Source organism: Microbacterium sp. EYE_78, from assembly GCF_023149035.1.
Taxonomy (GTDB): domain Bacteria; phylum Actinomycetota; class Actinomycetes; order Actinomycetales; family Microbacteriaceae; genus Microbacterium.
The window spans coordinates 785,190-808,144 of sequence record NZ_JAHXMY010000001.1 but is presented as its reverse complement, the minus strand read 5'-3'; the positions used below and the strand labels follow the sequence as shown (position 1 = coordinate 808,144).

26 protein-coding genes are annotated in these 22,955 nt (G+C 70.4%); 14 read left to right on the top strand and 12 right to left on the bottom strand.

The features are described from left to right. Positions 1 to 11 precede the first annotated feature (11 nt). Entirely contained in the window at positions 12 to 1,535 is a 1,524-nt protein-coding gene (locus KZX17_RS03855; protein ID WP_248170662.1) for a sugar ABC transporter ATP-binding protein, read from the top strand. Then, on the top strand, positions 1,532 to 2,539 hold the full coding sequence (locus KZX17_RS03850) for a LacI family DNA-binding transcriptional regulator (RefSeq protein WP_248170663.1): 1,008 nt from the start codon (positions 1,532 to 1,534) through the stop codon (positions 2,537 to 2,539). Before KZX17_RS03855 ends, KZX17_RS03850 begins: the two co-directional genes overlap by 4 nt. A gap of 4 nt (positions 2,540 to 2,543) precedes the next feature. Here KZX17_RS03850 and KZX17_RS03845 read toward each other — a convergent pair whose 3' ends face one another. Then, entirely contained in the window at positions 2,544 to 3,269 is a 726-nt protein-coding gene (locus KZX17_RS03845) for a Pr6Pr family membrane protein (RefSeq protein ID WP_248170664.1), read from the bottom strand. Positions 3,270 to 3,343: 74 nt separating this feature from the next. Between KZX17_RS03845 and KZX17_RS03840 the strand changes: the two genes are divergently transcribed. From KZX17_RS03840 to KZX17_RS03820, 5 genes are all read left to right on the top strand, one after another. After that, complete coding sequence (locus tag KZX17_RS03840) at positions 3,344 to 3,613, top strand: hypothetical protein (protein WP_248170665.1); 270 nt, start codon at positions 3,344 to 3,346, stop codon at positions 3,611 to 3,613. Between the two features lie 72 nt (positions 3,614 to 3,685). After that, positions 3,686 to 4,972 (top strand): adenylosuccinate synthase, encoded by a 1,287-nt coding sequence (locus KZX17_RS03835; RefSeq protein WP_248170666.1) that lies wholly within the window; start codon positions 3,686 to 3,688, stop codon positions 4,970 to 4,972. Between the two features lie 3 nt (positions 4,973 to 4,975). Beyond that, complete coding sequence (locus tag KZX17_RS03830; RefSeq protein ID WP_248170667.1) at positions 4,976 to 6,082, top strand: beta-propeller fold lactonase family protein; 1,107 nt, start codon at positions 4,976 to 4,978, stop codon at positions 6,080 to 6,082. After that, positions 6,079 to 6,555, top strand: a complete 477-nt coding sequence (locus KZX17_RS03825; protein WP_248170668.1) for a hypothetical protein — start codon at positions 6,079 to 6,081, stop codon at positions 6,553 to 6,555. The genes KZX17_RS03830 and KZX17_RS03825 overlap by 4 nt, the downstream gene beginning before the upstream one ends. Before the next feature lie 37 nt (positions 6,556 to 6,592). Continuing rightward, entirely contained in the window at positions 6,593 to 6,883 is a 291-nt protein-coding gene (locus tag KZX17_RS03820) for a chorismate mutase (protein WP_248170669.1), read from the top strand. 109 nt (positions 6,884 to 6,992) lie between these two features. Here the strand turns inward: KZX17_RS03820 and KZX17_RS03815 are convergent, their stop codons facing one another. The 4 genes from KZX17_RS03815 to KZX17_RS03800 form a co-directional block, all read right to left on the bottom strand. Continuing rightward, positions 6,993 to 8,885, bottom strand: coding sequence for an amylosucrase (locus tag KZX17_RS03815; RefSeq protein ID WP_248170670.1), 1,893 nt, complete (start codon positions 8,883 to 8,885; stop codon positions 6,993 to 6,995). 87 nt (positions 8,886 to 8,972) lie between these two features. Further along, the gene (locus KZX17_RS03810) at positions 8,973 to 9,668 is read right to left on the bottom strand and encodes a hypothetical protein (protein WP_248170671.1); all 696 of its coding nucleotides are present in this window, start codon (positions 9,666 to 9,668) and stop codon (positions 8,973 to 8,975) included. Then, positions 9,665 to 10,561: an ABC transporter ATP-binding protein gene (locus KZX17_RS03805; RefSeq protein WP_248170673.1), complete on the bottom strand. Its 897-nt coding sequence runs from the start codon at positions 10,559 to 10,561 to the stop codon at positions 9,665 to 9,667. Before KZX17_RS03805 ends, KZX17_RS03810 begins: the two co-directional genes overlap by 4 nt. Then, entirely contained in the window at positions 10,558 to 10,941 is a 384-nt protein-coding gene (locus KZX17_RS03800) for a GntR family transcriptional regulator (protein ID WP_248170674.1), read from the bottom strand. Before KZX17_RS03800 ends, KZX17_RS03805 begins: the two co-directional genes overlap by 4 nt. 391 nt (positions 10,942 to 11,332) lie before the next feature. Between KZX17_RS03800 and KZX17_RS03795 the strand changes: the two genes are divergently transcribed. The 3 genes from KZX17_RS03795 (at position 11,333) to KZX17_RS03785 (ending at position 14,617) form a co-directional block, all read left to right on the top strand. After that, complete coding sequence (locus tag KZX17_RS03795) at positions 11,333 to 12,631, top strand: glycine betaine/L-proline ABC transporter ATP-binding protein (RefSeq protein ID WP_248170675.1); 1,299 nt, start codon at positions 11,333 to 11,335, stop codon at positions 12,629 to 12,631. Next, entirely contained in the window at positions 12,631 to 13,611 is a 981-nt protein-coding gene (locus tag KZX17_RS03790; RefSeq protein WP_248170676.1) for a proline/glycine betaine ABC transporter permease, read from the top strand. The genes KZX17_RS03795 and KZX17_RS03790 overlap by 1 nt, the downstream gene beginning before the upstream one ends. Before the next feature lie 91 nt (positions 13,612 to 13,702). Then, the gene (locus tag KZX17_RS03785; protein WP_248170677.1) at positions 13,703 to 14,617 is read left to right on the top strand and encodes a glycine betaine ABC transporter substrate-binding protein; all 915 of its coding nucleotides are present in this window, start codon (positions 13,703 to 13,705) and stop codon (positions 14,615 to 14,617) included. 195 nt (positions 14,618 to 14,812) lie between these two features. On the opposite strand, the gene KZX17_RS03780 is transcribed toward KZX17_RS03785, so the two are convergent. The 5 genes from KZX17_RS03780 to purL are packed head-to-tail and all read right to left on the bottom strand — an operon-like array spanning position 14,813 to position 19,675. Next, on the bottom strand, positions 14,813 to 15,592 hold the full coding sequence (locus tag KZX17_RS03780; RefSeq protein ID WP_308194509.1) for a hypothetical protein: 780 nt from the start codon (positions 15,590 to 15,592) through the stop codon (positions 14,813 to 14,815). Then, positions 15,567 to 16,433: a hypothetical protein gene (locus KZX17_RS03775; protein ID WP_248170678.1), complete on the bottom strand. Its 867-nt coding sequence runs from the start codon at positions 16,431 to 16,433 to the stop codon at positions 15,567 to 15,569. Before KZX17_RS03775 ends, KZX17_RS03780 begins: the two co-directional genes overlap by 26 nt. Positions 16,434 to 16,467: 34 nt before the next feature. Then, positions 16,468 to 17,202 carry a YqjF family protein gene (locus KZX17_RS03770; RefSeq protein ID WP_248170679.1) on the bottom strand — a complete coding sequence of 245 codons (735 nt, stop codon included), beginning with the start codon at positions 17,200 to 17,202 and terminating at the stop codon, positions 16,468 to 16,470. An 8-nt stretch (positions 17,203 to 17,210) separates the two neighbouring features. Further along, the gene (locus KZX17_RS15000; protein WP_282443369.1) at positions 17,211 to 17,345 is read right to left on the bottom strand and encodes a hypothetical protein; all 135 of its coding nucleotides are present in this window, start codon (positions 17,343 to 17,345) and stop codon (positions 17,211 to 17,213) included. Further along, the gene (gene purL / locus KZX17_RS03765; RefSeq protein WP_248170680.1) at positions 17,342 to 19,675 is read right to left on the bottom strand and encodes a phosphoribosylformylglycinamidine synthase subunit PurL; all 2,334 of its coding nucleotides are present in this window, start codon (positions 19,673 to 19,675) and stop codon (positions 17,342 to 17,344) included. Before purL ends, KZX17_RS15000 begins: the two co-directional genes overlap by 4 nt. Before the next feature lie 124 nt (positions 19,676 to 19,799). Here purL and KZX17_RS03760 point away from each other — a divergent pair, with 124 nt between their 5' ends. Next, positions 19,800 to 20,342 (top strand): septum formation family protein, encoded by a 543-nt coding sequence (locus tag KZX17_RS03760; protein ID WP_248170681.1) that lies wholly within the window; start codon positions 19,800 to 19,802, stop codon positions 20,340 to 20,342. Here the strand turns inward: KZX17_RS03760 and KZX17_RS03755 are convergent. After that, positions 20,330 to 20,593: a hypothetical protein gene (locus KZX17_RS03755; protein ID WP_248170682.1), complete on the bottom strand. Its 264-nt coding sequence runs from the start codon at positions 20,591 to 20,593 to the stop codon at positions 20,330 to 20,332. The two genes, KZX17_RS03760 and KZX17_RS03755, sit on opposite strands and share 13 nt — an antisense overlap. A gap of 100 nt (positions 20,594 to 20,693) precedes the next feature. Between KZX17_RS03755 and KZX17_RS03750 the strand changes: the two genes are divergently transcribed. After that, positions 20,694 to 21,032: a TraR/DksA C4-type zinc finger protein gene (locus KZX17_RS03750; RefSeq protein WP_248170683.1), complete on the top strand. Its 339-nt coding sequence runs from the start codon at positions 20,694 to 20,696 to the stop codon at positions 21,030 to 21,032. A 114-nt stretch (positions 21,033 to 21,146) separates the two neighbouring features. Here KZX17_RS03750 and KZX17_RS03745 read toward each other — a convergent pair whose 3' ends face one another. After that, the gene (locus tag KZX17_RS03745; RefSeq protein WP_248170684.1) at positions 21,147 to 21,344 is read right to left on the bottom strand and encodes a hypothetical protein; all 198 of its coding nucleotides are present in this window, start codon (positions 21,342 to 21,344) and stop codon (positions 21,147 to 21,149) included. A gap of 267 nt (positions 21,345 to 21,611) precedes the next feature. On the opposite strand from KZX17_RS03745, the gene KZX17_RS03740 reads away from it, so the two are divergent. Beyond that, positions 21,612 to 21,953, top strand: coding sequence for a helix-turn-helix transcriptional regulator (locus tag KZX17_RS03740; RefSeq protein ID WP_248170685.1), 342 nt, complete (start codon positions 21,612 to 21,614; stop codon positions 21,951 to 21,953). Positions 21,954 to 21,981: 28 nt separating this feature from the next. Then, a complete protein-coding gene (locus KZX17_RS03735) occupies positions 21,982 to 22,950 on the top strand; it encodes an SRPBCC family protein (RefSeq protein WP_248170686.1) in 969 nt (322 codons plus the stop codon). Positions 22,951 to 22,955: the final 5 nt, after the last annotated feature.

Below are 22,955 nucleotides of genomic sequence, written 5' to 3'. Positions count from 1 at the left end.
TGATGGTCCGTATGGATGCGCGCGAAGCAGCGGTCGCGCCGGTCGTGGACGTGACCGGCGCGACCGTCCGCTTCGGCGCCGAGACGGTGCTCGACGCGGTCGACTTCCGCCTGCTGCCGGGCGAGGTCCACTCGCTCATGGGCGAGAACGGCGCCGGCAAGTCGACGCTCATCAAGGCGATCACGGGCGCGCTCCGACCGGATGCCGGGACGATCCGCATCGGCGGAGAGCCGGTGCACTTCGCCTCGCCGGCCGATGCGCTCGCCGCCGGCGTCAGCGCGGTGTACCAGGAGATCGACCTCCTGCCGAACCTGTCGGTCGGCGAGAACGTCCTGCTGGGCCGCGAGAGCCGTCGATTCGGAGCGATCGACTGGCGCGAGACGCACCGCCGCGCGGGCGAGATCCTCGAGGGACTCGGCCTCGCCATCGATCCGCGCTCGCGGCTGTCGCGGCATTCCCTCGCGGTGCAGCAGCTCGTCGCCATCGCCCGCGCGATCTCGGTCGACGCGCGCGTCGTCGTGCTCGACGAGCCGACCTCGAGCCTCGATCTCGACGAGGTCGCCGAGCTCTTCCGCGTGATCCGCGAACTCACCTCGCGCGGCGTCGCGGTGCTGTTCGTGTCGCACTTCCTCGACCAGGTCTACGAGATCTGCGACCGCATCACGGTGCTCCGCGGCGGCCGCCGCATCGGCGAGTACGTGCCGACCGAGCTGCTGCGCGTCGACCTCGTGGAGAAGATGCTCGGCCGCGGCGCCGACGAGATCGACGTCCACCAGCGGGAGGATGCCGCGGCATCCGGCCCCGTCGCGCTCGCCGGACGCGACCTCGCCTCGGGGACCGGGCTGACCGGAGCGACCCTGACGATCGGCGAGGGCGAGGTCGTCGGGCTCGCGGGGCTGCTCGGCTCGGGGCGGAGCGAACTGGCGCGTGCGCTCACCGGCGTCGACCGTCCGGACGCGGGCGTCCTCGAGGTGCGCGGCACGCCGGCCGTCCTCGCGACCCCTCGCCGCGCGATCGGCCGGGGCATCGTGTACTCGTCGGAGAACCGCCGTACCGAGGGGATCATCGGCGAGCTGAGCGTGCAGGACAACATCACCCTCGCGCTGCAGGCCGATCGCGGCATCCTGCATCGCCTCAGTCGTGCGCGACGTCGCGAACTGGCGCTCAGCTGGATCGAGGCGCTCGACATCCGACCCGCCGACCCTGACCGGCCCGCGGGCACCCTGTCGGGCGGCAACCAGCAGAAGGTGCTGCTCGCCCGCCTGCTCGCGCTGTCGCCGCGGGTGCTGGTGCTCGACGAGCCCACCCGCGGCATCGACGTCGGCGCGAAGGTCGAGATCCAGCGGCTCGTCGCCGACCTCGCCGACAACGGCCTCTCGGTGCTGTTCATCTCCGCCGAGCTCGAAGAGGTGCTGCGGGTCTCGAACCGGATCGCGATCATGCGCGGCGGACGGCTCGTCGACACGATCCCCGCCGATTCGCTCACGGTCGATTCGCTGCTGGCGCTCGTCGCGCGGCCCGAGGACGAGTCGTGAGCGACGAGCGCGGCGCGAAGTCCGCGAACATCTTCGACGTCGCGCGCCTCGCGGGGGTCTCGCACCAGACCGTGTCGCGGGTGCTCAACGATCTGCCCAACGTCCGACCCGCCACCCGAGCCCGCGTCGAGCAGGCGATGGCGCAGCTGCGCTACAGCCCGTCGCCGGCGGCCCGCGCGCTCGTCACCAAGCGCACCCGGACCATCGGGCTGATCACGCCGGGCACGGCGGACTTCGGGCCGACGTCCATCGCGATGCACTTCAACGTCGCGGCGCGCGTCGAGCGGTACTCCGTCGACTCGGTCACATCGCCCGACACCGACCCGGCGAGCGTCCGCTCGGTCGTCGAGGGCCTCCTGCGCCAGCGCGTCGACGCGATCGTCCTGGTCGTGACCGACCTCGGCGTCCTCGAGGTCGTCCGCGGCCTCGACCTCGGAGTGCCGATGGTCGCCGCGGCGGCGACGCAGCGACGGCACCCGTCCCTCGTGTCGATCGACCAGTACCGCGGTGCGCGCTCGGCGGTCCGCCACCTCGCAGAACTGGCGCACCGACGCATCCTGCACATCGCAGGACCGGTGCGAAATCCGGACGCGGTCGAGCGCATCCGCGGGTGGCGGGACGAGCTCGCCGCGCACGGACTGTCCGCCGGTGAACCGGTGCACGGCGACTGGTCGGCCGCGAGCGGGTTCGAGATCGGCCGCACCCTCGCCGTCGAGCCGGGCGACGCCGTCTTCGTCGGCAACGACCACATGGCGATCGGGCTGCTGTCGGCCCTCCGGGCGCGGGGCCTGCGGGTGCCGGAGGACGTCGCAGTGGTCGGGTTCGACGACGTGCCCGAGGCGGCGTACCTGTCGCCGCCGCTGACGACCGTCAGGCAGGACTTCCGCGCGCTCGGAGAGCTCATGATGCAGAAGGTCCTGCTCGCGGTGGAGGAGCCCGACGGTCTCACCGAGGACACCCCGCTGCCCACGCACCTGATCGTGCGCGAGTCCTCGGGGCGCTGACGACTCAGGGGGTCGCGGGGACGACGGCGGGGGATGCCTCGCGTTCCCGCCCGCGCAGACGCGAGATCCACACCACGAAGGAGCCGACCGCGACGAAGGCGGCGGCGATACCCGCGACGTAGGCCCACACCCCGCCCCAGCCGGCGACGCCGTTCGGGTTGAGGAACGGGTAGGGGTACCAGAACGCGACCCCGAGCCGAGGGTCGGTGACGAACGGCCCCCGCAGCAGCGTGTAGGCGATCCATATGCTCGGCACGGCGAGGACGGCCAGCACCGACCGCCAGGGCAGCGCGCGGCGGGTGGGGGCGATGAGCAGGTCCAGCAGCAGGAACGCCGGAGCCACGACGTGCACGATCTCGTTCGCCCACGCGACGTGGTCGTCCGCGTTGTTCGGCAGGGGACGCAGCAGGATGTTGTAGACCACGCCCGTGATGAGGAGGCACGTGGTCGCCACCGCGAGTGCCAGCGCGATGCCTCGCGGCTCGCGCTGCTCGTGATACGGCCGCATCCAGAACCACACGACGGCAGCGAGCAGGGCGAGCGCGCCGATGATGTTCGACAGGATCGTGAAGAAGCTGAAGAAGTTCACGATCGTCGTGGCCGTGTCGCGGTCCGCAGCGATCGAGGCGCGGACGGTCGCGACGAACTGCCCCACCAGCGCCGCGATGATGGTGGCGGCCGCAAGCAGCCGCAGGACCGACCACACCGTCGGCCACGTTCGGGTACGCATGAGCGAACGATAGCGCGCGGAGCACCGTGCGGAGACGACGCCGTCAGCGTGGCTGCCGCGACGAGAATGGGCGGGTGGATGTCGGACAGCTGCAGGCGATCGTGCGCGACGAGGCGCTGGACTCGCCCGTGCTGTACGGAGTGGGCACGGTGGCGACGGACGCCGTCGTCCTCGCGCGCGACGATCACGGCGCATGGCGGGTATGGGTGTCCGACGAGCGGGGCGGGGCCATGGGCCGCACGCTGCGGGTGTTCGACACCGAGTCGGACGCCCTCGAGTACGTGCTGCAGAAACTCCGTCAGGTGATGCGCTCGCGCCGCTCGATCGAGGACTGGCGCCGCTGATGACCGCACGTCGGTGCCGCGCACCCGGCCCGATAGGATGGGGTGTAACCGTCCGATAACGGGGGAGAGCCCATGCCAGGCATCGTGATCGTCGGAGTGCAATGGGGAGACGAGGGCAAGGGCAAAGCCACCGACCTCCTGGGTGAGCGCACCGACTGGGTCGTCAAGTTCAACGGCGGCAACAACGCCGGCCACACCGTGGTGATCGGCGACGAGAAGTACGCCCTGCACCTGCTGCCCAGCGGCATCCTGTCGCCCGGCGTCAACGCCGTCATCGGCAACGGCGTCGTCATCGACCTCGAGGTGCTCTTCGCGGAGCTCGGCGCACTGCACGCCCGCGGTGTCGACGTCTCGCGCCTGAAGGTGAGCGCCAATGCGCACATCATCACGCAGTACCACCGCACGCTCGACAAGGTCACCGAACGCTTCCTCGGCAAGCGCATGATCGGCACGACCGGGCGCGGCATCGGCCCGACCTACGCCGACAAGATCAACCGCACCGGCATCCGCGTGCAGGACCTCTTCGACGAGAACATCCTGCGCCAGAAGGTCGAGGGCGCGCTGGACCAGAAGAACCACCTGCTGGTGAAGGTCTTCAACCGCCGGTCCATCACCGTCGACGAGGTCGTCGACGACCTGCTCTCGTACGCCGATCGCCTGCGCCCGATGGTGTGCGACACGGGCTTGCTGCTGAGCGATGCGCTGGACGCCGGCGACGTCGTCGTCTTCGAGGGCGGCCAGGCGACCATGCTCGACATCGACCACGGCACCTACCCGTTCGTGACCTCCTCCTCCGCGACGGCGGGCGGGGCTGCGACGGGATCGGGCGTCGGCCCGAACCGACTCGACCGCATCGTCGGCATCGTGAAGGCCTACACGACGCGCGTCGGCTCGGGTCCGTTCCCGACCGAGCTGTTCGACGAGAACGGCGATTTCCTGCGCTCGCGCGGGTTCGAATTCGGCACGACGACCGGCCGGCCGCGCCGCGTCGGCTGGTACGACGCGCCGATCACGCGCTACGCGACCCGCATCAACGGGATCACCGACCTCGTGCTCACCAAGCTCGACATCCTGACCGGATTGAAGGAGATCCCCGTCTGCGTCGCGTACGACGTCGACGGCGAGCGGTTCGACGAGGTCCCGGTCAACCAGACCGACTTCCACCACGCGACCCCGGTCCTCGAGCACTTCCCGGGATGGAGCGAGGACATCTCGACGGCCCGCACCTTCGAGGATCTGCCGCAGACGGCGCAGGACTACGTCCTCGCGCTCGAGAAGATGAGCGGTACACGCATCTCGGTCATCGGCGTCGGCCCGTCCCGCGACGCGGTCATCGTGCGCCACGACCTGCTCGACTGACCCGTGCGGTTCCTGCTCGGCGGGTACTCCGCCGACATGGATGGCTCGGCGACGGGCATCGGGCTGCTCGATGCCGGTGGCGTCGACTCGCCGCTGGCCGGCGGCCCGCTGGGGTTCGGCGGCGACGTCGTGGCGGCCGCATCGCCGTCGTGGGTCGCGGGGCATCCGATCCTCGACGTCGTCTATGCGGCGCTCGAGGGGCGAGGGGCGGTGCGCGCGTACCGCCGCTCCGGCGACCGCACCTTCGTGCCGCTCGGTGACGAGGTCGCGGTCGGTGACAGCCCGTGCCACGTCCTGGCGCTGGCCGACCGGCTGATCGTGTCCTGCTACGGCGACGGCGCGGTCGTGCAGGTCGCGCTGGCCGCCGACGGGCGCCCCGTCCGGGCGTGGTCGTGGACGGCGGCCGATGAGCCGGTGCTCGACGACGCCGCCGCTGTCCGCGCCCTTCGCGCCGTGGCGGGGGAGGAGTTCGCGCACCTCCTTCCGGAGGTGGACGAGGCGCCGAAGACGGATGCCGTCGCCGGCCGTCCGTCGCATGCCCACCAGGCGGCCGCGCTGCCGGGTGGCATCATCGCGACGACCGACCTGGGCCTCGACCTCGTGCGGTTCTGGCGCGACGGTCGGGAGCGCCAGCGCCTCGCACTGCCGCCGGGCACCGGTCCGCGCCACATGCGGTGGCACCCGAGCGGTCACCTTTACGTCCTGACCGAGTACAGCGACGAGGTCTTCGCCCTCGCTCCCGACGCCGAAGGTCGATTCCGCATGGTCGGCGGCGCGCAGGTGGGCGTCCTGCCGGACGACCGTGCGGCGGAGCTGGCGATGTCGCATGACGCGGAGTTCCTGTACGCGGGGCTGCGCGGGAGCGACACGATCGCAGTGGTGCGCGTCCGCGGGGCCGGTGAGACGTTGCAGCCGGTGGCGCTCGCCGAAACGGGAACGCGCGTGCCGCGCCACCACGTCGTGGTCCGGGACACGCTGCTCGTCGCCGGTCAGCAGGCCGACGAGGTGGTGTCGCTTCCGCTCGACCTGCGGACCGGCGCCCCTGGCCGCGTGCGGCACCGCACAGCGGCGCCGACGCCGACCATGCTGCTGCCGTTCCCGAGCCGATGAGCCGGCACTTCGACGACGAGCAGCGCGACGCGCTGGCTGCGCTGTTCCGCCACGCCCTCATGGTCACGGAGGGCGGAGCGCCCGGTGCGAGCACACGGGCTGCGGAGGGCGCGCTGGCCGACCTCGATGATGCGGTCGCCGACGCGATCGGACGGGGCGCGGATGCCCATGACGTCGCAGTCTCGTTCGGCCTCATCCTCGGCCTGGCCGAAGAGGTGGTCGCAGGCGACGTGCGCGCGTCGCAGATCGTGCGACGGCGCGCCCAGCCCGATCCTCGTCACCAGTTCCGTGATCGTCAGGCGGCGCGTGAGGCCGCTGATCCCGAGCTGATGGGCACGCCGGCAAGGACGTCGCCGTACCGCTGCCCGACCTGCGGCGATCCGCTGCGGTTCGAGATCCTCGACGACGAGCGGTTCGTCGTCGCGTGGTCGTGCCTGTCGTGCGGCGCCGTCCGGACGACCGAGCCGGGGTGAGCCGGATCGCCGCGATACCCTCGGTTCTGGAGGAATCATGACCGACCCGAACGCCCAGCTCCAGACCCTGCGCTCCAGCATCGACAACATCGACGCGGCGCTCGTCTTCATGCTCGCCGAGCGGTTCCGCTGCACGAAGCAGGTCGGCGTCCTCAAAGCCGAATACGGGATGCCGGCATCCGACCCCTCGCGGGAAGAGCAGCAGACCGCGCGCCTGCGCCGCCTCGCCGCGGAGGCGGACCTCGACCCCGAGTTCGCCGAGAAGTGGTTCAACTTCGTGGTTGCCGAGGTCATCCGCCATCACACAGAGGCAGCCGAAGAGCGCTGAGCCTCTCCGCCGTCAGCGGATGCAATGGATCCGCGGCGACACGCCGGGGGAGAGGCGCATGCCGCGGCGCGCCGCGCGGCATCCATTGCAATCACGGACGCGGTCGCCCTCAGGCCGGCCGCACCCGCAGCCAGCGGAAGCCGTGCGCCGGCAGTTCGAGCCCGCCCGACAGGTCGACCGACGACCCGTCCACGACGTCCGTCGCCGCCGACTCGAATCCCGACAGCGTCACGCGGTCGATCGTCACGGCGTGGTCCCCGACGTTCGCGAGCACGACCACCGTGCCCGCGCCGATCCGCTGGAAGCCCACGACCGACGGATGCGGGGTGTGGAACGGCGTCAGCGGGTTGCCGGCGAACTCCGGCGTCCGCCGCCGAGCGTCGATCAGCGCCACCAGGCGGGTGTGGATGCGGCCCGCCACCGTGGTCGTGTCGTGCCGCGACGCGAACGCCGCAGGATCGGCTTCGGGCCGGTGCACCCATCTGCTGTCGCCCGCCTTTGCCGGGTCGTCCCGGTAGCCGTAATCATTCAGCTGGCCGAGTTCGTCACCGAGGTAGAGCAGCGGGATGCCACCGGTCGACAGCGCGAGCGCGTGCGCCAGGACGACGCGGTCCTCGCCGCCGGGATCGCCCGCCTCGACGCCGGCGAGCGACGCGGTCGTGCCGGTCACGCGGGCATCGCCGGTCTTCGGGTTCTCCTGGAACGGCACCCCGCGCGAGAACGTGCCCGGGAACCGGCCCACGTAGAAGTCGTTCAGGAACCGCCGGTGGGAGTAGCCGTCGATGCCGAGGGCTGCGGCATCCTCATCGGCGAAGGTCCAGCCGATGTCGTCGTGGCTGCGGACGTAGTTGACCCACGCGGTGCCGGGCGGGAGGTCGTGGCGCTCGTCGAGCGCCTTCTGCAGCAGCCTGCCGTCGCGGGTCGCGAGGGCCTCCCAGCCGAGCGCCATCTGCAGCGGGTTGTAAGAGAGCTGGCACTCGTCGGTCGAGATGTAGGTGACCACTTCGTCGGGGTGGACGATCGCCTCGGACTTGAACAGCACTGACGGGGCGCCGAGCTTCAGCACCTGATTGAACGCCCGCAGCAGCAGGTGCGCCTCGGGCAGCGACTCGCACGTCGTGCCGAGTCGCTTCCAGATGAAGGCGACGGCATCCATCCGCAGCACCTCGACGCCCTGGTTGGCGAGGAACAGCATCTCGCCGGCCATCGCACGGAAGACCGCAGGGTTCGCATAGTTCAGGTCCCACTGGAAGTGGTAGAACGTCGCCCAGATCCAGCGCCCGTCGGGCAGCTGCACGAACGACCCGGGGTGGTCGTCGGGGAAGATCTCGCGGACGGTCTGCTCATAGCGGTCGGGCATCGTGCGGTCGGGGAAGATCAGGTAGAAGTCCTCGTACCCCGGCTCGCCCGCGACCGCCTTCCGCGCCCACTCGTGCTCGTTGCTCGTGTGGTTGAAGATGAAGTCCACGACGAGCGAGATGCCCGCCTCGCGCAGGTCGGTGGCCAGCTCCGCCAGGTCCGCCATCGTGCCCAGACGCCGGTCCACCTCGCGGTAGCTCGACACCGCGTACCCGCCGTCGTTGTTGCCCTCGGGGGAGGCGAACAGCGGCATGAGGTGCAGGTAGGTGAGTCCCAGTTCCTGGAATGAGGGGATGCGATCCCGGATGCCGCGCAGCGAACCCGCATAGCGGTCGACGTAGCAGACGCCCCCCAGCATCCGCTCCGACAGGTACCACTCCGGATCGGTCGATCGACGGGCATCGAGCGCCTTCAAGCTCTGCGGCCGGTCCCGCCACGCTCCCGCGGCCGAACCGACGACGGCGGCCAGCGCCTCCCGGCCGTCGTCGCGGTCGCCGTACAGCTCGAGGAACAGGCCGTGGAGCACGGGGAACACCTCGTCGAAGCGCTCCCGGAATCCGGCATCCATTCCGCCCAGCTCGGCATCTGCGGCCGCTTCGGCGGCGCGGACGTCGGCGGAGGCTTCGGATTCCAGACGTGCCATGGCGCTCTCCGCTTCGGTTCGGTGGGTCCGAATCGTACCGCGGCCGAGGACCGCTCACGCGATCCCCGGCCGCTGCCGTTCCCCACCTCAGGCGATGGCGCGGCGCAGCATCCCGTACGAGATCGCCGCCAGGACCGCCGAGCCCAGCAGCATCGACCCCGTGAGGGCGATGGGCGTGAGCGAGCCGAACCAGGTCAGCACCGGCTGCCAGGCGTCGAGCTGACCGATCAGCCACATCGCGGCCACCAGCAGCAGCGCGATGGCGACGATGACGAGCGTCATGACGACGTTGGTCCACCGCTTGTAGATCGTCGCGAAGCAGAAGCCGACGACGAAGAACAGGAAGGCGAGGGTGAAGAAGAAGAGCCCGGCGACGAGCGGGCCCTGCGACCACACCCACGTCAGACGGAACATGTAGCCGTTCATGCCCCAGCCGTTCGTAGCCTCCTCGATGAACCCACCGATGACGAAGAGCACGGCGAGGCCGAGCGAGGTCAGCGCTGCGGTGAGGAGCGTCCCGAGGTAGAACTCCCGTCGGGTCACGCTCATCGCCTGCGAGAACGGGAACGTGAGCGTCAGTGCCTGCACACCCACGGCGAGGAAGTACCACAGCGGCGCCTGCGCCCCGCCGCCGAACATCGTGGTCTCGACGCCGTTGCTGGAGATGAGACCGAAGATGGCGAGGCTGATGACGACGGTGCCGCCGAGCACGATGAGCGGCACCCAGATGTAGGTGGCGCGGTTCACGAGCTGCATGCGGACGACGTTGAGGGTGCGGTTCATCGGAGTGCTCCTTCGTCGGTCTTGGCGGAGTTCTGGGTCTGCCGCACGATGAGCTGCTGCAGCGAGACGGGGGTGACGTCGAGACCGGATGCCGCCAGTTCGGCGCGGTCCGCCCGGGTCAGGACGCCGACGACAGTGGCGCTCGTCACGCGGCCGAGGCTCTCGCGGTGGATCACCTCGCGGTCGGCGACGAACGCCTCGACGGCCGCGCTCTCGCCGACGATGGTCGCCGCACGGTCCCGCACGGACTCGGTGTCCTCGTCCATGACGATGCGTCCGCCGTCGATGACGATGACCTTCTCAAGCAGGTTCGACACCTCGTCGATGAGGTGGCTCGAGAGGATGATCGTGCGCGGGTGCTCTGCGTAGTCCTCGAGGAGGCGGTCGTAGAAGATCTGGCGCGCGACGGCATCCAACCCCAGGTACGGCTCGTCGAAGAAGGTGACCTCGGCACGGGCCGCGATGCCGATGATGACGCCCACTGCCGACAGCTGTCCTCGAGAGAGCTTCTTGATGCGGGTCTTCACCGGAAGCCGGAACTCCCTGACGAGCTTGTCCGCCAGCGGCTGGTCCCAGTGCGGGTAGAACAGCCGCGCGATGCGGAAGGCGTGCAGCGGCGTGGCGTCGTCCGGGTACTTCTGGCTCTCGCGGACGAAGCACATGCGGCTGAGGACGGCGGCGTTCTCGTAGGGGGACTCCCCGAAGACGCGGACGTCGCCCGCGGTGGGGAAGTTCTGCGCCGTCAGGATCGACATGACGGTGGTCTTGCCGGCGCCGTTGCGGCCGAGGAGGCCGTAGATCGAGTCGCGCTCGATGGTGAACGAGATGTCGTCCACGGCGGTGGTGTCGCGGTAACGCTTGGTGAGGTTCTTCACCTCGATGACGGCGGTCATCGTGCGGTTCCTTTCGCTCTGGATGCGGTGGCACGCTCCGCCAGCAGGCGGGCGAGGTCGTCGGGGCCGAGGCCGAGTTTTCGTGCCTCGGCGATGAGGGGGTCGAGGTAGCGGTCGGCGAATGCCGAACGCCGCTCGGTGAGCAGGAGCTCGCGGGCGCCGTCGGCGACGAACATGCCGATGCCGCGGCGCTTGACCAGCACGCCCTTGTCGGTGAGCATCGTGATCCCCTTCGCTGCGGTGGCCGGGTTGATGCGATGGAACGCGGCGAGCTCGTTCGTCGACGGCGCCTGGTCCTGTTCGGACAGACTCCCGTCGATGATCGAGTCCTCGATGCTCTCCGCGATCTGCAGGAAGAGCGGACGTCCTTCGTCGACCATTCCGACTCCGCACTGTTCGTTGGTTAGTTACATGAGTAGGTAACCACTGAACCTCGAATCCGTCAAGAGTCCCACTGCAGCCGGACCCGACGTGCGCGCGCGCGATAGTCGTCGGGCGGCGTTCATGCAAGTCGATGGATCGATTTGATCCGCGTCAACGATTGTCGTTACCGTCGTGGGCGGGCATGGTGCCCTCGACGACCAGTCCGCGGCTGTTCGACCCGCCTTCCCGAGGCGGCGACGCACAGACGTATGGTCGGCGGTCTGGGCGACGATCCCGATGTTCGTCGCCGAAGCTTCGCACTCGAGTGGATGACGCTCGTGCGGATGCCGGTGATCGCCACCCGGGCGCTACCGATGCGGACGCGTGCGCGCCCGCCGAGGGAAGCACGTGACAACTGCCGCTGTCGAAGCGAAGAACCTGTTCAAAGTCTTCGGACGCAATCCCGGGCAGGCGGTGAAGCGCCTCCAGTCCGGGGAGTCCCGCGATCGGGTCCGCGATGCTGGCACCGCCGCCGTCATCGACGCGAGCTTCCGCGTCGAGAAGGGCGAGATCTTCGTCATCATGGGCCTGTCGGGCTCGGGCAAGTCGACGATCATCCGCATGCTCAACGGCCTGCACGACGCGACCGGGGGAGAGGTCCTGGTCCACGGCGAGCCGATCACCGGCATCCCCGCCTCGAAACTGCGCGGCATCCGTCGCGAGCGCATCGCGATGGTGTTCCAGCACTTCGCGCTGCTGCCGCACCGCACGGTCGCCGCCAACGTCGCCTACCCGCTCGAGCTGCAGGGCGCCCCCAAGGCCGAGCGTCTCGCGAAGGCGGAGGAGATCCTCGCGCTCGTGGGCCTCGAGGGCTGGGGCGACAAGCTGCCGTCCGCGCTCTCGGGCGGCATGCAGCAGCGCGTCGGCATCGCCCGCGCGCTCGCCGCCGACACCGACATCCTCTTGATGGACGAGGCGTTCAGTGCGCTCGACCCGCTCATCCGTCGCGAGATGCAGGAGCAGTTGCTCGAACTGCAGCAGAAGCTGCAGAAGACGATCGTCTTCATCACCCATGACCTGAACGAGGCGATGTTCCTGGGCGACCGGATCGCGGTCATGCGCGACGGCCGCATCGTCCAGATCGGCACGCCCGAGGACATCCTGACCGACCCCGCCAACGACTACGTCGAGCAGTTCGTCCAGGACGTCGACCGCGCCCGCGTGCTGACCGCCGCGAACGTCATGGAGCGTCCCGGCTCGGTGTCGGTGACGGATGCCGCCGGCCCCCGCACGGCCCTGCGCACCATGCGCGACGCCCGCATGGCCGCCGTCTATGTGACCGACCGCAGCCGCACCCTCGTCGGCATGATCACCGACCGCGACGCCCTGAAGCTCGTCCGTCGCGGCGAGAGCTCGCTCGCGTCGATGCTGCGGCCCGTGCCGCAGGCCGTCGGCCGCGACGACGTGCTCATGGACCTGTTCGTCCCCGCTGCCGAGTCGCCGCTGCCGCTCGCGGTGACGGATGCCGATGGCCGCCTCGTCGGCGTCATCCCGCGGATCACGCTGCTCACCGCCCTCGGCCCCCAGACCACTGAGACGACTGAGATCCCGGTCATCCTCGACCCGGTGCCGGGCGCCGTGATCGACGAGGCGTTGGCAGGTGCCGCCGACGGAGCAGCGGCATCCGAGAAGGAGGAGGTGCGCTGATGGACGGGTTCCGCATCCCGATCGGCGAGTGGGCGGACGCCGGCGTCGATTGGATCCGTGACAACCTGGGCTGGCTGCTGTCGGCCGTCTCGACGGCTGTCGGCTGGCTGGTCGACACCCTCGCCGACGTCCTGCTGAGCCTGCCGATCGTCGCCGTCATCGCGATCCTCGCAGCCCTGGCGTGGGTGTTCCGCTCGTGGCGCTTCGCGCTCGGGACGGTCGTCAGCTTCGTCCTGATCCTCGCGGTCGGCCAGTGGGTGACCTCCATGCAGACGCTCGCGCTGGTCCTCATCGCCGCGCTCATCGCGGTCGTCATCGCCGTGCCGGTCGGCATCGCGACGGCGCGCAACGACCGGCTGAGCGCCGCCGTGCGTCCGATCCTCGACCTCATGCAGAGCATGCCGGCGTTCGTGTACCTGATCCCGGCGATCGTGTTCTTCAGCATCGGCGTCGTCCCGGGCGTCGTCGCGACGGTCATCTTCGCCCTTCCCCCGGGCGTGCGACTCACCGAGCTCGGCATCCGCGGAGTGGACTCCGAGACGGTCGAGGCCGGGCACGCGTTCGGCGCGACCCCCGGGCAGATCCTGCGCGGTGTGCAGCTGCCGCTGGCCATGCCCAGCATCATGGCCGGGGTCAACCAGCTGATCATGCTCGCCCTGTCGATGGCGGTCATCGCGGGCATCGCCGGCGCCGACGGGCTCGGCAAGGAGATCGTGCAGGCGATGTCGACCGTCGACATCGCGAAGGGCGTCGAAGCCGGCCTCAGCGTCGTCATCCTCGCCGTGTACCTCGATCGGCTGACCGGCGCCCTCGGAGACCTGAAGGGTCAGCGCAGCTCGCTGCTCGGGGCGGTCTCGCGTCGGCGCGGTGGCGCGAAGGACGGCGCGACGACTGCCGCGACCCCGGCGCAGGACGCCGCGGCCGCGGCCGAGCGCGAGACGGCGTCGCCCCGGCGCGCGCCCATCTCCACCGGGGCCTGACCCCCACAGACGTGCGGCCTCGGGCCGCACGGTCCGGATGCACCCGGACCTGCACGATACGGAACCAGCAATCACATACGGAAGGCACACGATGAACAAGCGACACTTCACCGGTCTCGTGGCGCTCGGCGCCGCGGCATCCCTCGCCCTCGCCGGCTGCGCGAGCGGCAACCAGGCCGAAGGCGGCTCGAACGAGGGCGGCGACGGCGACCTCGGCACCATCACGCTCGGCTTCCTGCCGTCGTGGACCGACGGCCTCAGCACGGCGTACCTGCTCGAGGACCAGCTCGAGAAGATCGGCTACACGGTCGAGATGCAGGAGCTCACCGAGGCGGGGCCGCTCTACGCCGGCCTCGCACAGGGCGACGTCGACATCTACCCGTCGGCATGGCCGGAGCTCACCCACAAGTCCTACATGGAGAAGTACGGCGACCAGATCGAGGACCTCGGGGCGTACTACGGCAACGCGAAGCTGACGATCGCCGTCCCCGAGTACGTCGACATCGACTCGATCGAGGACCTCGCCGACAACGCCGACCGCTTCGACGGCACCGTCTTCGGCATCGAGCCGGGAGCGGGCCTCACCGCCCAGACGCAGGACTCGATGATCCCCGAGTACGGCCTCGACGGCACGTACGAGCTGAAGACCTCGTCGACCGCGGCGATGCTCACCGAGCTCGACAGCGCGATCGCCGCCGAACGCGACATCGTCGTGACTTCGTGGCGTCCCTTCTGGGCCAACGAGGCGTACGGCCTGAAGGACCTCGAGGACCCGCGCGGCGCGATGGGCGAGGCCGAGGCGCTCCACTTCCTCGGCACCGCCGGGTTCGCCGAGGAGTTCCCCGAGGCTGCTGAGTACATCGCGGGCATCTCGCTGGACGACGAGCAGTACGCGTCGCTCGAGGACACCGTCGTGAACGAGTTCGGCGAGGGCAAGGAGGCCGACGCGATCGACGAGTGGATCGCGGCCCACACCGACGCGTACGACACCCTCATCGCGGACTGACCGCGGGCGTTCGACGGGGATCCGGCTGCGGCCGGGTCCCCGTTGTGCTGCGATCGGGGGATGCACCGTGTCGCCGCACTCACCTCGGCAGGTCGCCTCTCGTGGATCGCATCGGCGGAGGGACGCTGCTCGTCGTCGGCGCGGTGGTCACCGCGGTGGCCGGCGCCCTGGTCGTCGTCTACGCCCGGGAGCGGATCAGCGTGCGGGCGCCGGAGGTTCCGTCGACGGGCGCTCGGTGAGCGGCTGCGCCACCTTCTTCTCGAGCACCTCGACGGCCTCGTCCGACAGGGCGATGAGGCCGTCGATCTCCTCGCGCACGCGCTGATACGCCAGGTGCCGCTCCGCCGGTGTGGCCGCGTCGTCCGTCGCGACGGCGAGCATGCGGGATGCCGTGGCGAGCCGCTTCCGCTCGGCATCGGTCAGTCCCGAGTCCCGCACCCGCCGCGCCTCGCGCTCGGCGAGGTCGAAGGCGACCTCGAAGTCGGTGACGGCACGGCGGTACTCCGTCACCTGTTCGGCCGACGGCTTCACCCCGTCGGCCGGCTTCGCACGGTCGGCGACCTTCTTCGCGCGGAGGAACCCCGCGGTCAGCGGGTCGCGCCCGTCGCTCATCGACGGGAAGGCGATGAGCTTGGCGACGTCGAGCTCGTAGTCGAGCCAACGGTGGGTGACCTCGTCGTGGACGGCGCGGAGGTCGTCGAGCTGGTCGGTGAGGGACTGCGACGGCGCCTCGATCTCTGCGGCCGAGGCCGACCCGACACCGCGTTTCGCGGCGGCGCGCGCCGTGGTGAGCTCGGCTTTCGCCTTCATGATCTCGAGTCGCTGCTTGTGGCGGCGCTTGGACGCGGCAGCCCAGGAGCCACTTGCGGCCGAGGCGAGTCCGAACAGCGGGAAGACGAGCCACCAGTAGCTGCTCGCGAAAGCCCAGAACCCGTCCACCCGCTCCACCTTACGGGCGAGGCTGGTCGCGGTCACGACCGTCGCGCCGCGAGCGATAGGCGTCGAGAGCGGATGCCGCACCCTCCGCGGCTCGCGTCAGCCCGTCGACCGAGCGGGCCAGCGCCTCGGTCGCGACCACCGTCCACCGCTGGGTGAGCGGCGGATCGTTCGGGACGCCCTCCGGGCGGTGGCCGGCGAGGCGCCACGCCTCCTGCTCGGCGGCGTCGAAGGCCCGGCGGACCGCGTCGACCGCGGACCGATAGGCCGCGAACTCGTCGGGGCTGGTCTTCGCCAGGGCGGATGCCGGGCGCAGCTCACGGGCGATGCCTTCGAGGCGGAGGAACTCGCTCGTCGCCGGGACCCGGGCGTCGCTCAGCGCGGGGAACGCGAGGCGGCGCGCGGCATCCGTCTCGTACTCCATCCAGCGCGCAGCGACCGCGTCGTGCGAGGCCATCAGGCGGGCGAGCGGGAGGTGCTGCGGGTCGGTGCCGCGGGCGGGCACGGCGGCACGCTCAGCGCCGACGCGCGCGCGGGCGACGCGGATGGTCGCGGTGGCCGACGCCTTGGCGCGCTGCGCGTCGTCGAGCGCGCGTCGCGCGAGTCGGACGTCCTCGGGCCGGACCCGACCTGCGGCCCGTTCGGCCTCCATCCGGGTCAGCTCGGCCTGCGCGACGCGGGCGGCGGCTCGGGCTCCGATCGCGTCGGAGCGGGCCTGCTGCAACTCGCGCTGCGCGGCGTGCAGTCCCAGGCGCCGGGCACGGGTGGACCGACCACGGCGCACGCCGACGAATCCGACCGCGCCGGCTCCGGCTGCGGCGGGCGCCACCCACCAGAACTCCGCCACCGCGGCCCCGATCGCGACGACCCAGAGCTGCATGCGGCAATGCTATCCGCGCTCGGTGACAGTGTTCTCAGGAGCGCACGACGGATGCGGCTGAGAACCGGGTGACGACCCCCGGGTGGCCGGCCGGCATCGCGAGCACCGAATCCGGCGCCCGGCCCGCGAGATCCGGAAATCCGGCATCCGCGAGCAGGCCGTCGTCGAGGCGCTCGAGCTCGGCTCGCACCAGCGGCCACGGCTCGTGCTCGTTCGCTGCCCAGATCGTGCGGCCCAGGTGCCGCTCGTGAAAGCCCCATCGGGCCGTGAGGAACCGGCTCAGCTCGTCGTCGACGACTTGCGTCCCCGGGACGACGCGGATGCGGGTGCGCACGCGGTCGCCGAACCCGGGATGCCGTCGCGACGCGTACTCGAGCGCGCCGCCGTCGGTGCGGACCGCGGCCTTCGCCCATCGGTAGGGCAACCCGAACACGGCGCGTGCGCCGAGGACCGGGAGCAGGTGCTCGGCCTCGAGTGTCTGGAAGACGACGCCGCGGCGGCCGTCGGCATCCCTCGCGTACGTCCGCACGTTGATCTCGACGAACCGGCCGACGAACGGGACCGGAGGGAGTGGGAGGAAGCGGAACTCGCTCAGGACGAACGGGATGAGGCCGACCCACGCCGACCCGTCGAACACGTCGGGCTCGGTCCCGGGTGGCAGGAGCGGCGCGACCCGCGCCGGGTCGACGCGCCAGTGCAGGAAGCACGCGCCGCTCCAGCGCTGCTGCAGCACCGCGCGACCCGGGAGGGCAGGCGCGGTGGCATCCATGCCGCGGGTCAGCCGAACAGCAGGGTGAGGACGGTCGCGCCGCCGCCCACCAGCACCATCGACACGATGACCGTCCAGGCGATCACCTTGGTGCGGGCGCGCTTGCGCCCGATGAACTCGGCGTACTCCGGATCGTCGCTCACGCGGGCACCTCGTCGACGATCGCGCCGAAGGCCTCCGGCAGCGTCGCCTTCGAGATGCGGCGCAGCTCGGGCACCGGGATCGAGAAGACGTCCTGCACCTCGAGCGCCGGCTGCTCTCCTGCGGGTGCCGAGTCGGTCACGCCGATGCGGAGGACCGGGTAGCCGCGCCCCTCGCAGAGGCCACGGAACTTCACGTCCTCCTCGCGGGGCACCGACACGATGACGCGGCCGGTCGACTCGCTGAACAGGGCGGTCGCGGCATCGACCCCGTCGCGCTCCATGATCTCGCGCAGCCACACGCGGGCGCCGACGCCGAAGCGCATCGTCGCCTCGGCGAGGGCCTGGCCGAGACCGCCGGCCGACAGGTCGTGCGCGCTCGAGACGAGCATCTCGTCGCGGGCGGCCTGCAGGAGACCGGCGAGGGTCTTCTCGCCGGCGAGGTCGACCTTCGGCGGGCGGCCGCCGAGGTGGTCGTGCACGGTGCCGGCCCACGCCGAGCCGTCGAGCTCGGTCGAGGTCGTGCCGAGCAGGTAGATGTTCTCGCCGGCGTCCTGCCAACCGCTCGGGATGCGGCGGGCGACGTCGTCGATGATGCCCAGCACGCCGACGACCGGGGTCGGGAAGATCGGCTGGTCGCCGGTCTGGTTGTAGAAGCTGACGTTGCCGCCGGTGACCGGGACGCCGAGCTCGAGGCACGCGTCGGCGAGGCCGTCGACGGCCTGGCCGAACTGCCACATCACCTCAGGGTTCTCGGGACTGCCGAAGTTGAGGCAGTCGGTGACGGCGGTCGGCTGCGCGCCGGTGACGGCGACGTTGCGGTAGGCCTCGGCGAGGGCGAGCTGCGCGCCGGCGTACGGGTCGAGCTGGCAGTAGCGGCCGTTGCAGTCGGTCGCGATGGCGAAGCCGAGGCCGGACTCCTCGTCGACGCGGATCATGCCCGCGTCGTCGGGGAAGCTGAGCGCGGTGTTGCCCATGACGTAGTAGTCGTACTGGTTGGTGATCCACGACGTGTCGGCGAGATTCGCGCTGCCGAGCAACTGCAGGAACTGCTCGCGCAGGACCTCCGGGGCGTCGCTGCGCTCGAGGTGCGCGGCCGAGTCGTCGCGCAGCGCGTCGATCCAGGTCGGGTAGGCGACGGGGCGCTCGTAGACGGGGCCGTCGACCGCGACGGTCGAGGGGTCGACGTCGACGATCTGCTCGCCGTGCCAGAAGATCTGCAGGCGGCCGTCACCGGTGACCTCGCCGAGGACACTCGTCTCGACATCCCACTTCTGCACGACCGCGAGGAACGCGTCGAGCTTCTCGGGCGCGACGATCGCCATCATGCGCTCCTGGCTCTCGCTCATGAGGATCTCCTCGGGCGTGAGCGACGGGTCGCGCAGCAGCACCTTCTCGAGGTCGACCTTCATGCCCGAGCCGCCGTTGGCGGCGAGCTCGCTCGTGGCGCACGAGATGCCCGCGGCGCCGAGGTCCTGGATCGCCTCGACGAGCTCGCCCTGGTACAGCTCGAGGCAGCACTCGATGAGCACCTTCTCGGCGAACGGGTCGCCGACCTGCACAGCGGGGCGCTTGGTCGGGCCGCCGTCGGCGAACGTGTCGGAGGCGAGGATCGAGGCACCGCCGATGCCGTCGCCGCCCGTGCGGGCACCGAAGAGGACGACCTTGTTGCCGGCGCCGGTGGCGTTGGCGAGCTTGATGTCCTCGTGGCGGAGGACGCCGACCGCGAGGGCGTTCACGAGCGGGTTGCCCTGGTAGACCTTGTCGAAGACGGTCTCGCCGCCGATGTTCGGCAGGCCGAGGCAGTTGCCGTAGAAGCTGATGCCGCTGACGACGCCGTGCACGACGCGGGCGGTGTCGGGGTCGTCGATGGCGCCGAAGCGCAGCTGGTCCATGACGGCGACGGGGCGCGCGCCCATGGAGATGATGTCGCGGACGATGCCGCCGACGCCCGTCGCGGCGCCCTGGAACGGCTCGATGTAGCTCGGGTGGTTGTGCGACTCGACCTTGAAGGTGACGGCCCAGCCCTCGCCGACGTCGACGACGCCGGCGTTCTGGCCCATGCCGACCATGAGCCGTTCCTTCATCTGGTCCGAGACCTTGTCGCCGAAGCGGCGCAGGTAGATCTTCGAGGACTTGTAGGAGCAGTGCTCGCTCCACATGACGGAGTACATCGCCAGCTCGCCCGAGGTGGGGCGGCGCCCGAGGATCTTGCGGATACGGTCGTACTCGTCGGGCTTCAGGCCGAGCGCGGCGAAGGGCTGTTCCCTCTCCGGCGTGGCGATGGCGTTCTCGACGGTGTCGGCGACGGAGGGAGTGGTTGGGGTGCTCACGCGGCTGGGCTCCAAGGCTGAGGGATGCCGGGGGTCGCCATCATCCTATCGGCGGGCCACCGGCATCCCACCCCTGTCGGCTACGCTGGCGCCGTCACCTCGGCGCGCACTCCCGGGGGACCACATGTCGACACGCGCGAGGCGAGCGGGGTTGCTCGGCGCAGCGGGGCTGCTCCTCGCGGCGCCAGTGCTGGTCGGGTGCAGCGAGGCGATCTTCTACGAGATGTCCGGGATGGTCTACCGCGACGCGTCGGGCGAGATCACCGTGGGTGGCGAGCTCGACGTGTACGACCTCGAGGTCGGGGACTGCTTCGACGAGTCGAGCGAGTCCGATCCGGACGTTCCCGAGGACTCCGTGTCCAGCGTCGCCGCGATCCCCTGCGACGACCCGCACACGTATGAGGTGTACCACGTGTTCACGCTGCCGAACGGGGAGTATCCGGGCGACGACGCGGTGGCCGCCGAAGCCGAGGAGGGCTGCCTCAACGAGTTCGGCGTATTCGTCAGAGCCCCCTACGAGGATTCGCCCCTCGAGTTCTCGTACTACGTGCCCGCCGAGGGCGGCTGGGACGGGACCGACCGCGATCGGACGATCCAGTGTCTCCTCGGCAGCGACGGCGTTTCCGTGACGGGGACCGCGGAGGACAGCGGCCGTCAGGCTTCGTAGGGGTCTTCGTCGGGGCTCTCGCCCGGGTCGACCGGACCCGATTCGACGACGCCGATGCCGACCGCGTGATGGCTGGGCTCCCCGTCCTGCTGCGGGGGTGCCTTCGGCTCTTCGCCGGGCTCCTTCGCGACGCTCGGCTCCTCGAGCTCGTCGGTGTCGGGCATCTCCTCGGGGTCGGCGTGCTCCGCGCCCTCGGTGGTGTCGGTGCCTTCGGTGGATTCGGTGGCGTCGGTGCCTTCGTCTTCGGCCATGGTGGCTCCCTTCGGTCAGATGCCCACTCTCGTGGTGGGGAGCTGATGCGGCGACGGTCTTGACGGCCCTCGTGTCGGGCGGTAGCCCTACGATGGCGGGGTGGATCCGGTCGGGAGGTTGCGCGAACGGCGGGCCGAGCTCGAGTCGCTGCTCGCCCGGCTCGACGACGACGATGCCGACCTCCGGAATGACCGGGCCGATGCCAACGCCGATGACGAGCACGACCCCGAGGGGTCCACGCTCTCGGGTGAATGGCAACGCGTCGAGGCGCTGCGGATCTCGACGCGCGATGAGCTGGCGCAGGTCGCGACCGCCCTGTCGCGGGTCGACGCAGGCACGTATGGCGTGTGCGAGCGGTGCGGCACACCCATCCCCGACGCGCGGCTCGAGGTCCGTCCGCAGGCGACGACCTGTGTCGCGTGCGCGTCGGTCGCCTGAGCTTCTCCTCGGTCGTGTGCGCCCCGCGTGGCGGTCGCGTGTGCTGCGCGTGTGCTGCGCGTGAGCTGCGCGCGAGTCGGTCGGGGGCCGGATTCGCCAGCCTCACGGTCGGGTTCACTCAAAGCCGCTGCGGGTGTTCGCGGTGACGGCCTGCGCCCGCGCCTGCGCCGAGCGGCCAGCCGCGGCCAGCGCGCGCAGCTCCGCGATCTGCATGCGGGCGAGGCCGAGACTGACCTCGCCGGCGTCAGCGATGATCCCCGCCAGCGTGGCGAAATGGTCGTCGCCATCTGGGGTTTCCACCGCATCCGTCATACCCCGATTGCAGCAGCAACCTCCGACATCCACCCCGCCGAAACCGCCCCCGAACGGCCGGTTTCCACAGGCCGAAGATGAGACTCACCTCACCCACGCGTCCGACGGAGATCACCGAATTCGGAGGAACGCGCCGGAGTCGGATCAGAACGCCCCGACCGATCCGAATCCGATGACATCCTCCGAATCCGGTGTCGCGGAGCCCTCTGGAAGCCGACGAGCGGCGCCTCTTGACACCCGGCATCCCACCCCCTAACGTACAACCAAATGGTTGCACAAATGGAGCTCACCGATGCACAGATCGACCGCGTGTTCCACGCGCTCGCAACGCGGACCCGCCGCGACATCCTGCGGCGCACGCTCGAGCGCGAACAGTCCGTCTCGGCTCTGGCAGCCGACTACGAGATGTCGTTCGCGGCCGTGCAAAAACACGTCGCGGTCCTCGAGGCGGCGGAGCTCGTCGTCAAACGCGCCGAGGGTCGCGAGCGCCTGGTCCGAGCGGACCCCGCGATGATCGCCCGCGCGCGGGCGCTCCTCGCACACTACGAGGACATGTGGCGCGCCCGCATCGACCGACTCGACGCCTTCCTGGCCGAATCAGAGAACTGACACACCCCATCCGAAGAAGGAGAAGGACATGCCCGTCACCGACATCACCACCGATGCCGAGAACCTCACCATGACGCTCACCGCCGACGTCGACGCCCCGGTCGATCGGCTGTGGCGCGCGTTCACGCAGCCGCGTCAGCTCGAGCGCTTCTGGGGCCCTCCCGGCTGGCCGGCGACCTTCACCGAGTTCGACTTCACCGTCGGCGGCCACGCGCACTACGCGATGACCAGCCCGCAGGGCGAGAAGTCCCATGGCACCTGGGAGTTCCTCTCCATCGACGAGGGACGCGGCTTCGAGGTGCTCGACGCATTCGCCGACGAGCACGGGCAGCCGATCGCTGAGTTCCCGTCGATGCGCATGGTCTTCTCCTTCGATGAGACGCCGGGCGGATCCCGCCTGTCCAACGTCTCGTACTTCACGTCGGCGGAGGCGCTCGAGCAGGTTGTCGCCATGGGCGCGGTCGAAGGCTCCCGTCTCGCGATGGGCCAGCTCGACACGGTCTTGCACGACCTCCGCGAGTGGTTCCAGGGCAAAGGGACGAACGTCGAGCTGCTCGACGACACGCACGTCCGCATCACACGCCTGGTCGACGGACCGCGCGACCTGGTGTGGCGGGCGCACAACGACCCGGAACTGCTGAAGAAGTGGATGCTGGGCCCCGACGGGTGGTCGATGGTCGAGTGCGTGGTCGGCGAGCACTACCGGAACGTCTGGGAGGAGGACGGCAACCCCGAGAGCCGGTTCGGCTTCGAGGGCGAGACGCTGCTGCTCGACGAGCCGCGCCGCTCGGTCAGCACCGAGAAGATGATCGGCATGGACGGCCCGTCGACGACCAACGACCTGCAGTTCTACGAAGAGGACGGGGCGACGCTGCTGACGCTGCTGATCGAGTACCCCGATCGCGAGACGCGCGACATGATCCTCGCCACCGGGATGGCGGACGGCATGGAGGCGTCGTACGCTCGCCTCGAGCGCGAGGTGCTGCAGACGGCCTGACCGTC

What these genes read in the sequence shown, in the direction of transcription:
- KZX17_RS03855 (WP_248170662.1), top strand. Translation starts at nt 12, where the DNA reads ATGGATGCGCGCGAAGCAGCGGTCGCGCCGGTCGTGGACGTGACCGGC.
- KZX17_RS03845 (WP_248170664.1), bottom strand. Translation starts at nt 3,269, where the DNA reads ATGCGTACCCGAACGTGGCCGACGGTGTGGTCGGTCCTGCGGCTGCTT.
- KZX17_RS03835 (WP_248170666.1), top strand. Translation starts at nt 3,686, where the DNA reads ATGCCAGGCATCGTGATCGTCGGAGTGCAATGGGGAGACGAGGGCAAG.
- KZX17_RS03825 (WP_248170668.1), top strand. Translation starts at nt 6,079, where the DNA reads ATGAGCCGGCACTTCGACGACGAGCAGCGCGACGCGCTGGCTGCGCTG.
- KZX17_RS03820 (WP_248170669.1), top strand. Translation starts at nt 6,593, where the DNA reads ATGACCGACCCGAACGCCCAGCTCCAGACCCTGCGCTCCAGCATCGAC.
- KZX17_RS03815 (WP_248170670.1), bottom strand. Translation starts at nt 8,885, where the DNA reads ATGGCACGTCTGGAATCCGAAGCCTCCGCCGACGTCCGCGCCGCCGAA.
- KZX17_RS03810 (WP_248170671.1), bottom strand. Translation starts at nt 9,668, where the DNA reads ATGAACCGCACCCTCAACGTCGTCCGCATGCAGCTCGTGAACCGCGCC.
- KZX17_RS03805 (WP_248170673.1), bottom strand. Translation starts at nt 10,561, where the DNA reads ATGACCGCCGTCATCGAGGTGAAGAACCTCACCAAGCGTTACCGCGAC.
- KZX17_RS03800 (WP_248170674.1), bottom strand. Translation starts at nt 10,941, where the DNA reads ATGGTCGACGAAGGACGTCCGCTCTTCCTGCAGATCGCGGAGAGCATC.
- KZX17_RS03790 (WP_248170676.1), top strand. Translation starts at nt 12,631, where the DNA reads ATGGACGGGTTCCGCATCCCGATCGGCGAGTGGGCGGACGCCGGCGTC.
- KZX17_RS03785 (WP_248170677.1), top strand. Translation starts at nt 13,703, where the DNA reads ATGAACAAGCGACACTTCACCGGTCTCGTGGCGCTCGGCGCCGCGGCA.
- KZX17_RS03775 (WP_248170678.1), bottom strand. Translation starts at nt 16,433, where the DNA reads ATGCAGCTCTGGGTCGTCGCGATCGGGGCCGCGGTGGCGGAGTTCTGG.
- KZX17_RS03770 (WP_248170679.1), bottom strand. Translation starts at nt 17,202, where the DNA reads ATGGATGCCACCGCGCCTGCCCTCCCGGGTCGCGCGGTGCTGCAGCAG.
- KZX17_RS03760 (WP_248170681.1), top strand. Translation starts at nt 19,800, where the DNA reads ATGTCGACACGCGCGAGGCGAGCGGGGTTGCTCGGCGCAGCGGGGCTG.
- KZX17_RS03755 (WP_248170682.1), bottom strand. Translation starts at nt 20,593, where the DNA reads ATGGCCGAAGACGAAGGCACCGACGCCACCGAATCCACCGAAGGCACC.
- KZX17_RS03745 (WP_248170684.1), bottom strand. Translation starts at nt 21,344, where the DNA reads ATGACGGATGCGGTGGAAACCCCAGATGGCGACGACCATTTCGCCACG.
- KZX17_RS03740 (WP_248170685.1), top strand. Translation starts at nt 21,612, where the DNA reads ATGGTTGCACAAATGGAGCTCACCGATGCACAGATCGACCGCGTGTTC.
- KZX17_RS03735 (WP_248170686.1), top strand. Translation starts at nt 21,982, where the DNA reads ATGCCCGTCACCGACATCACCACCGATGCCGAGAACCTCACCATGACG.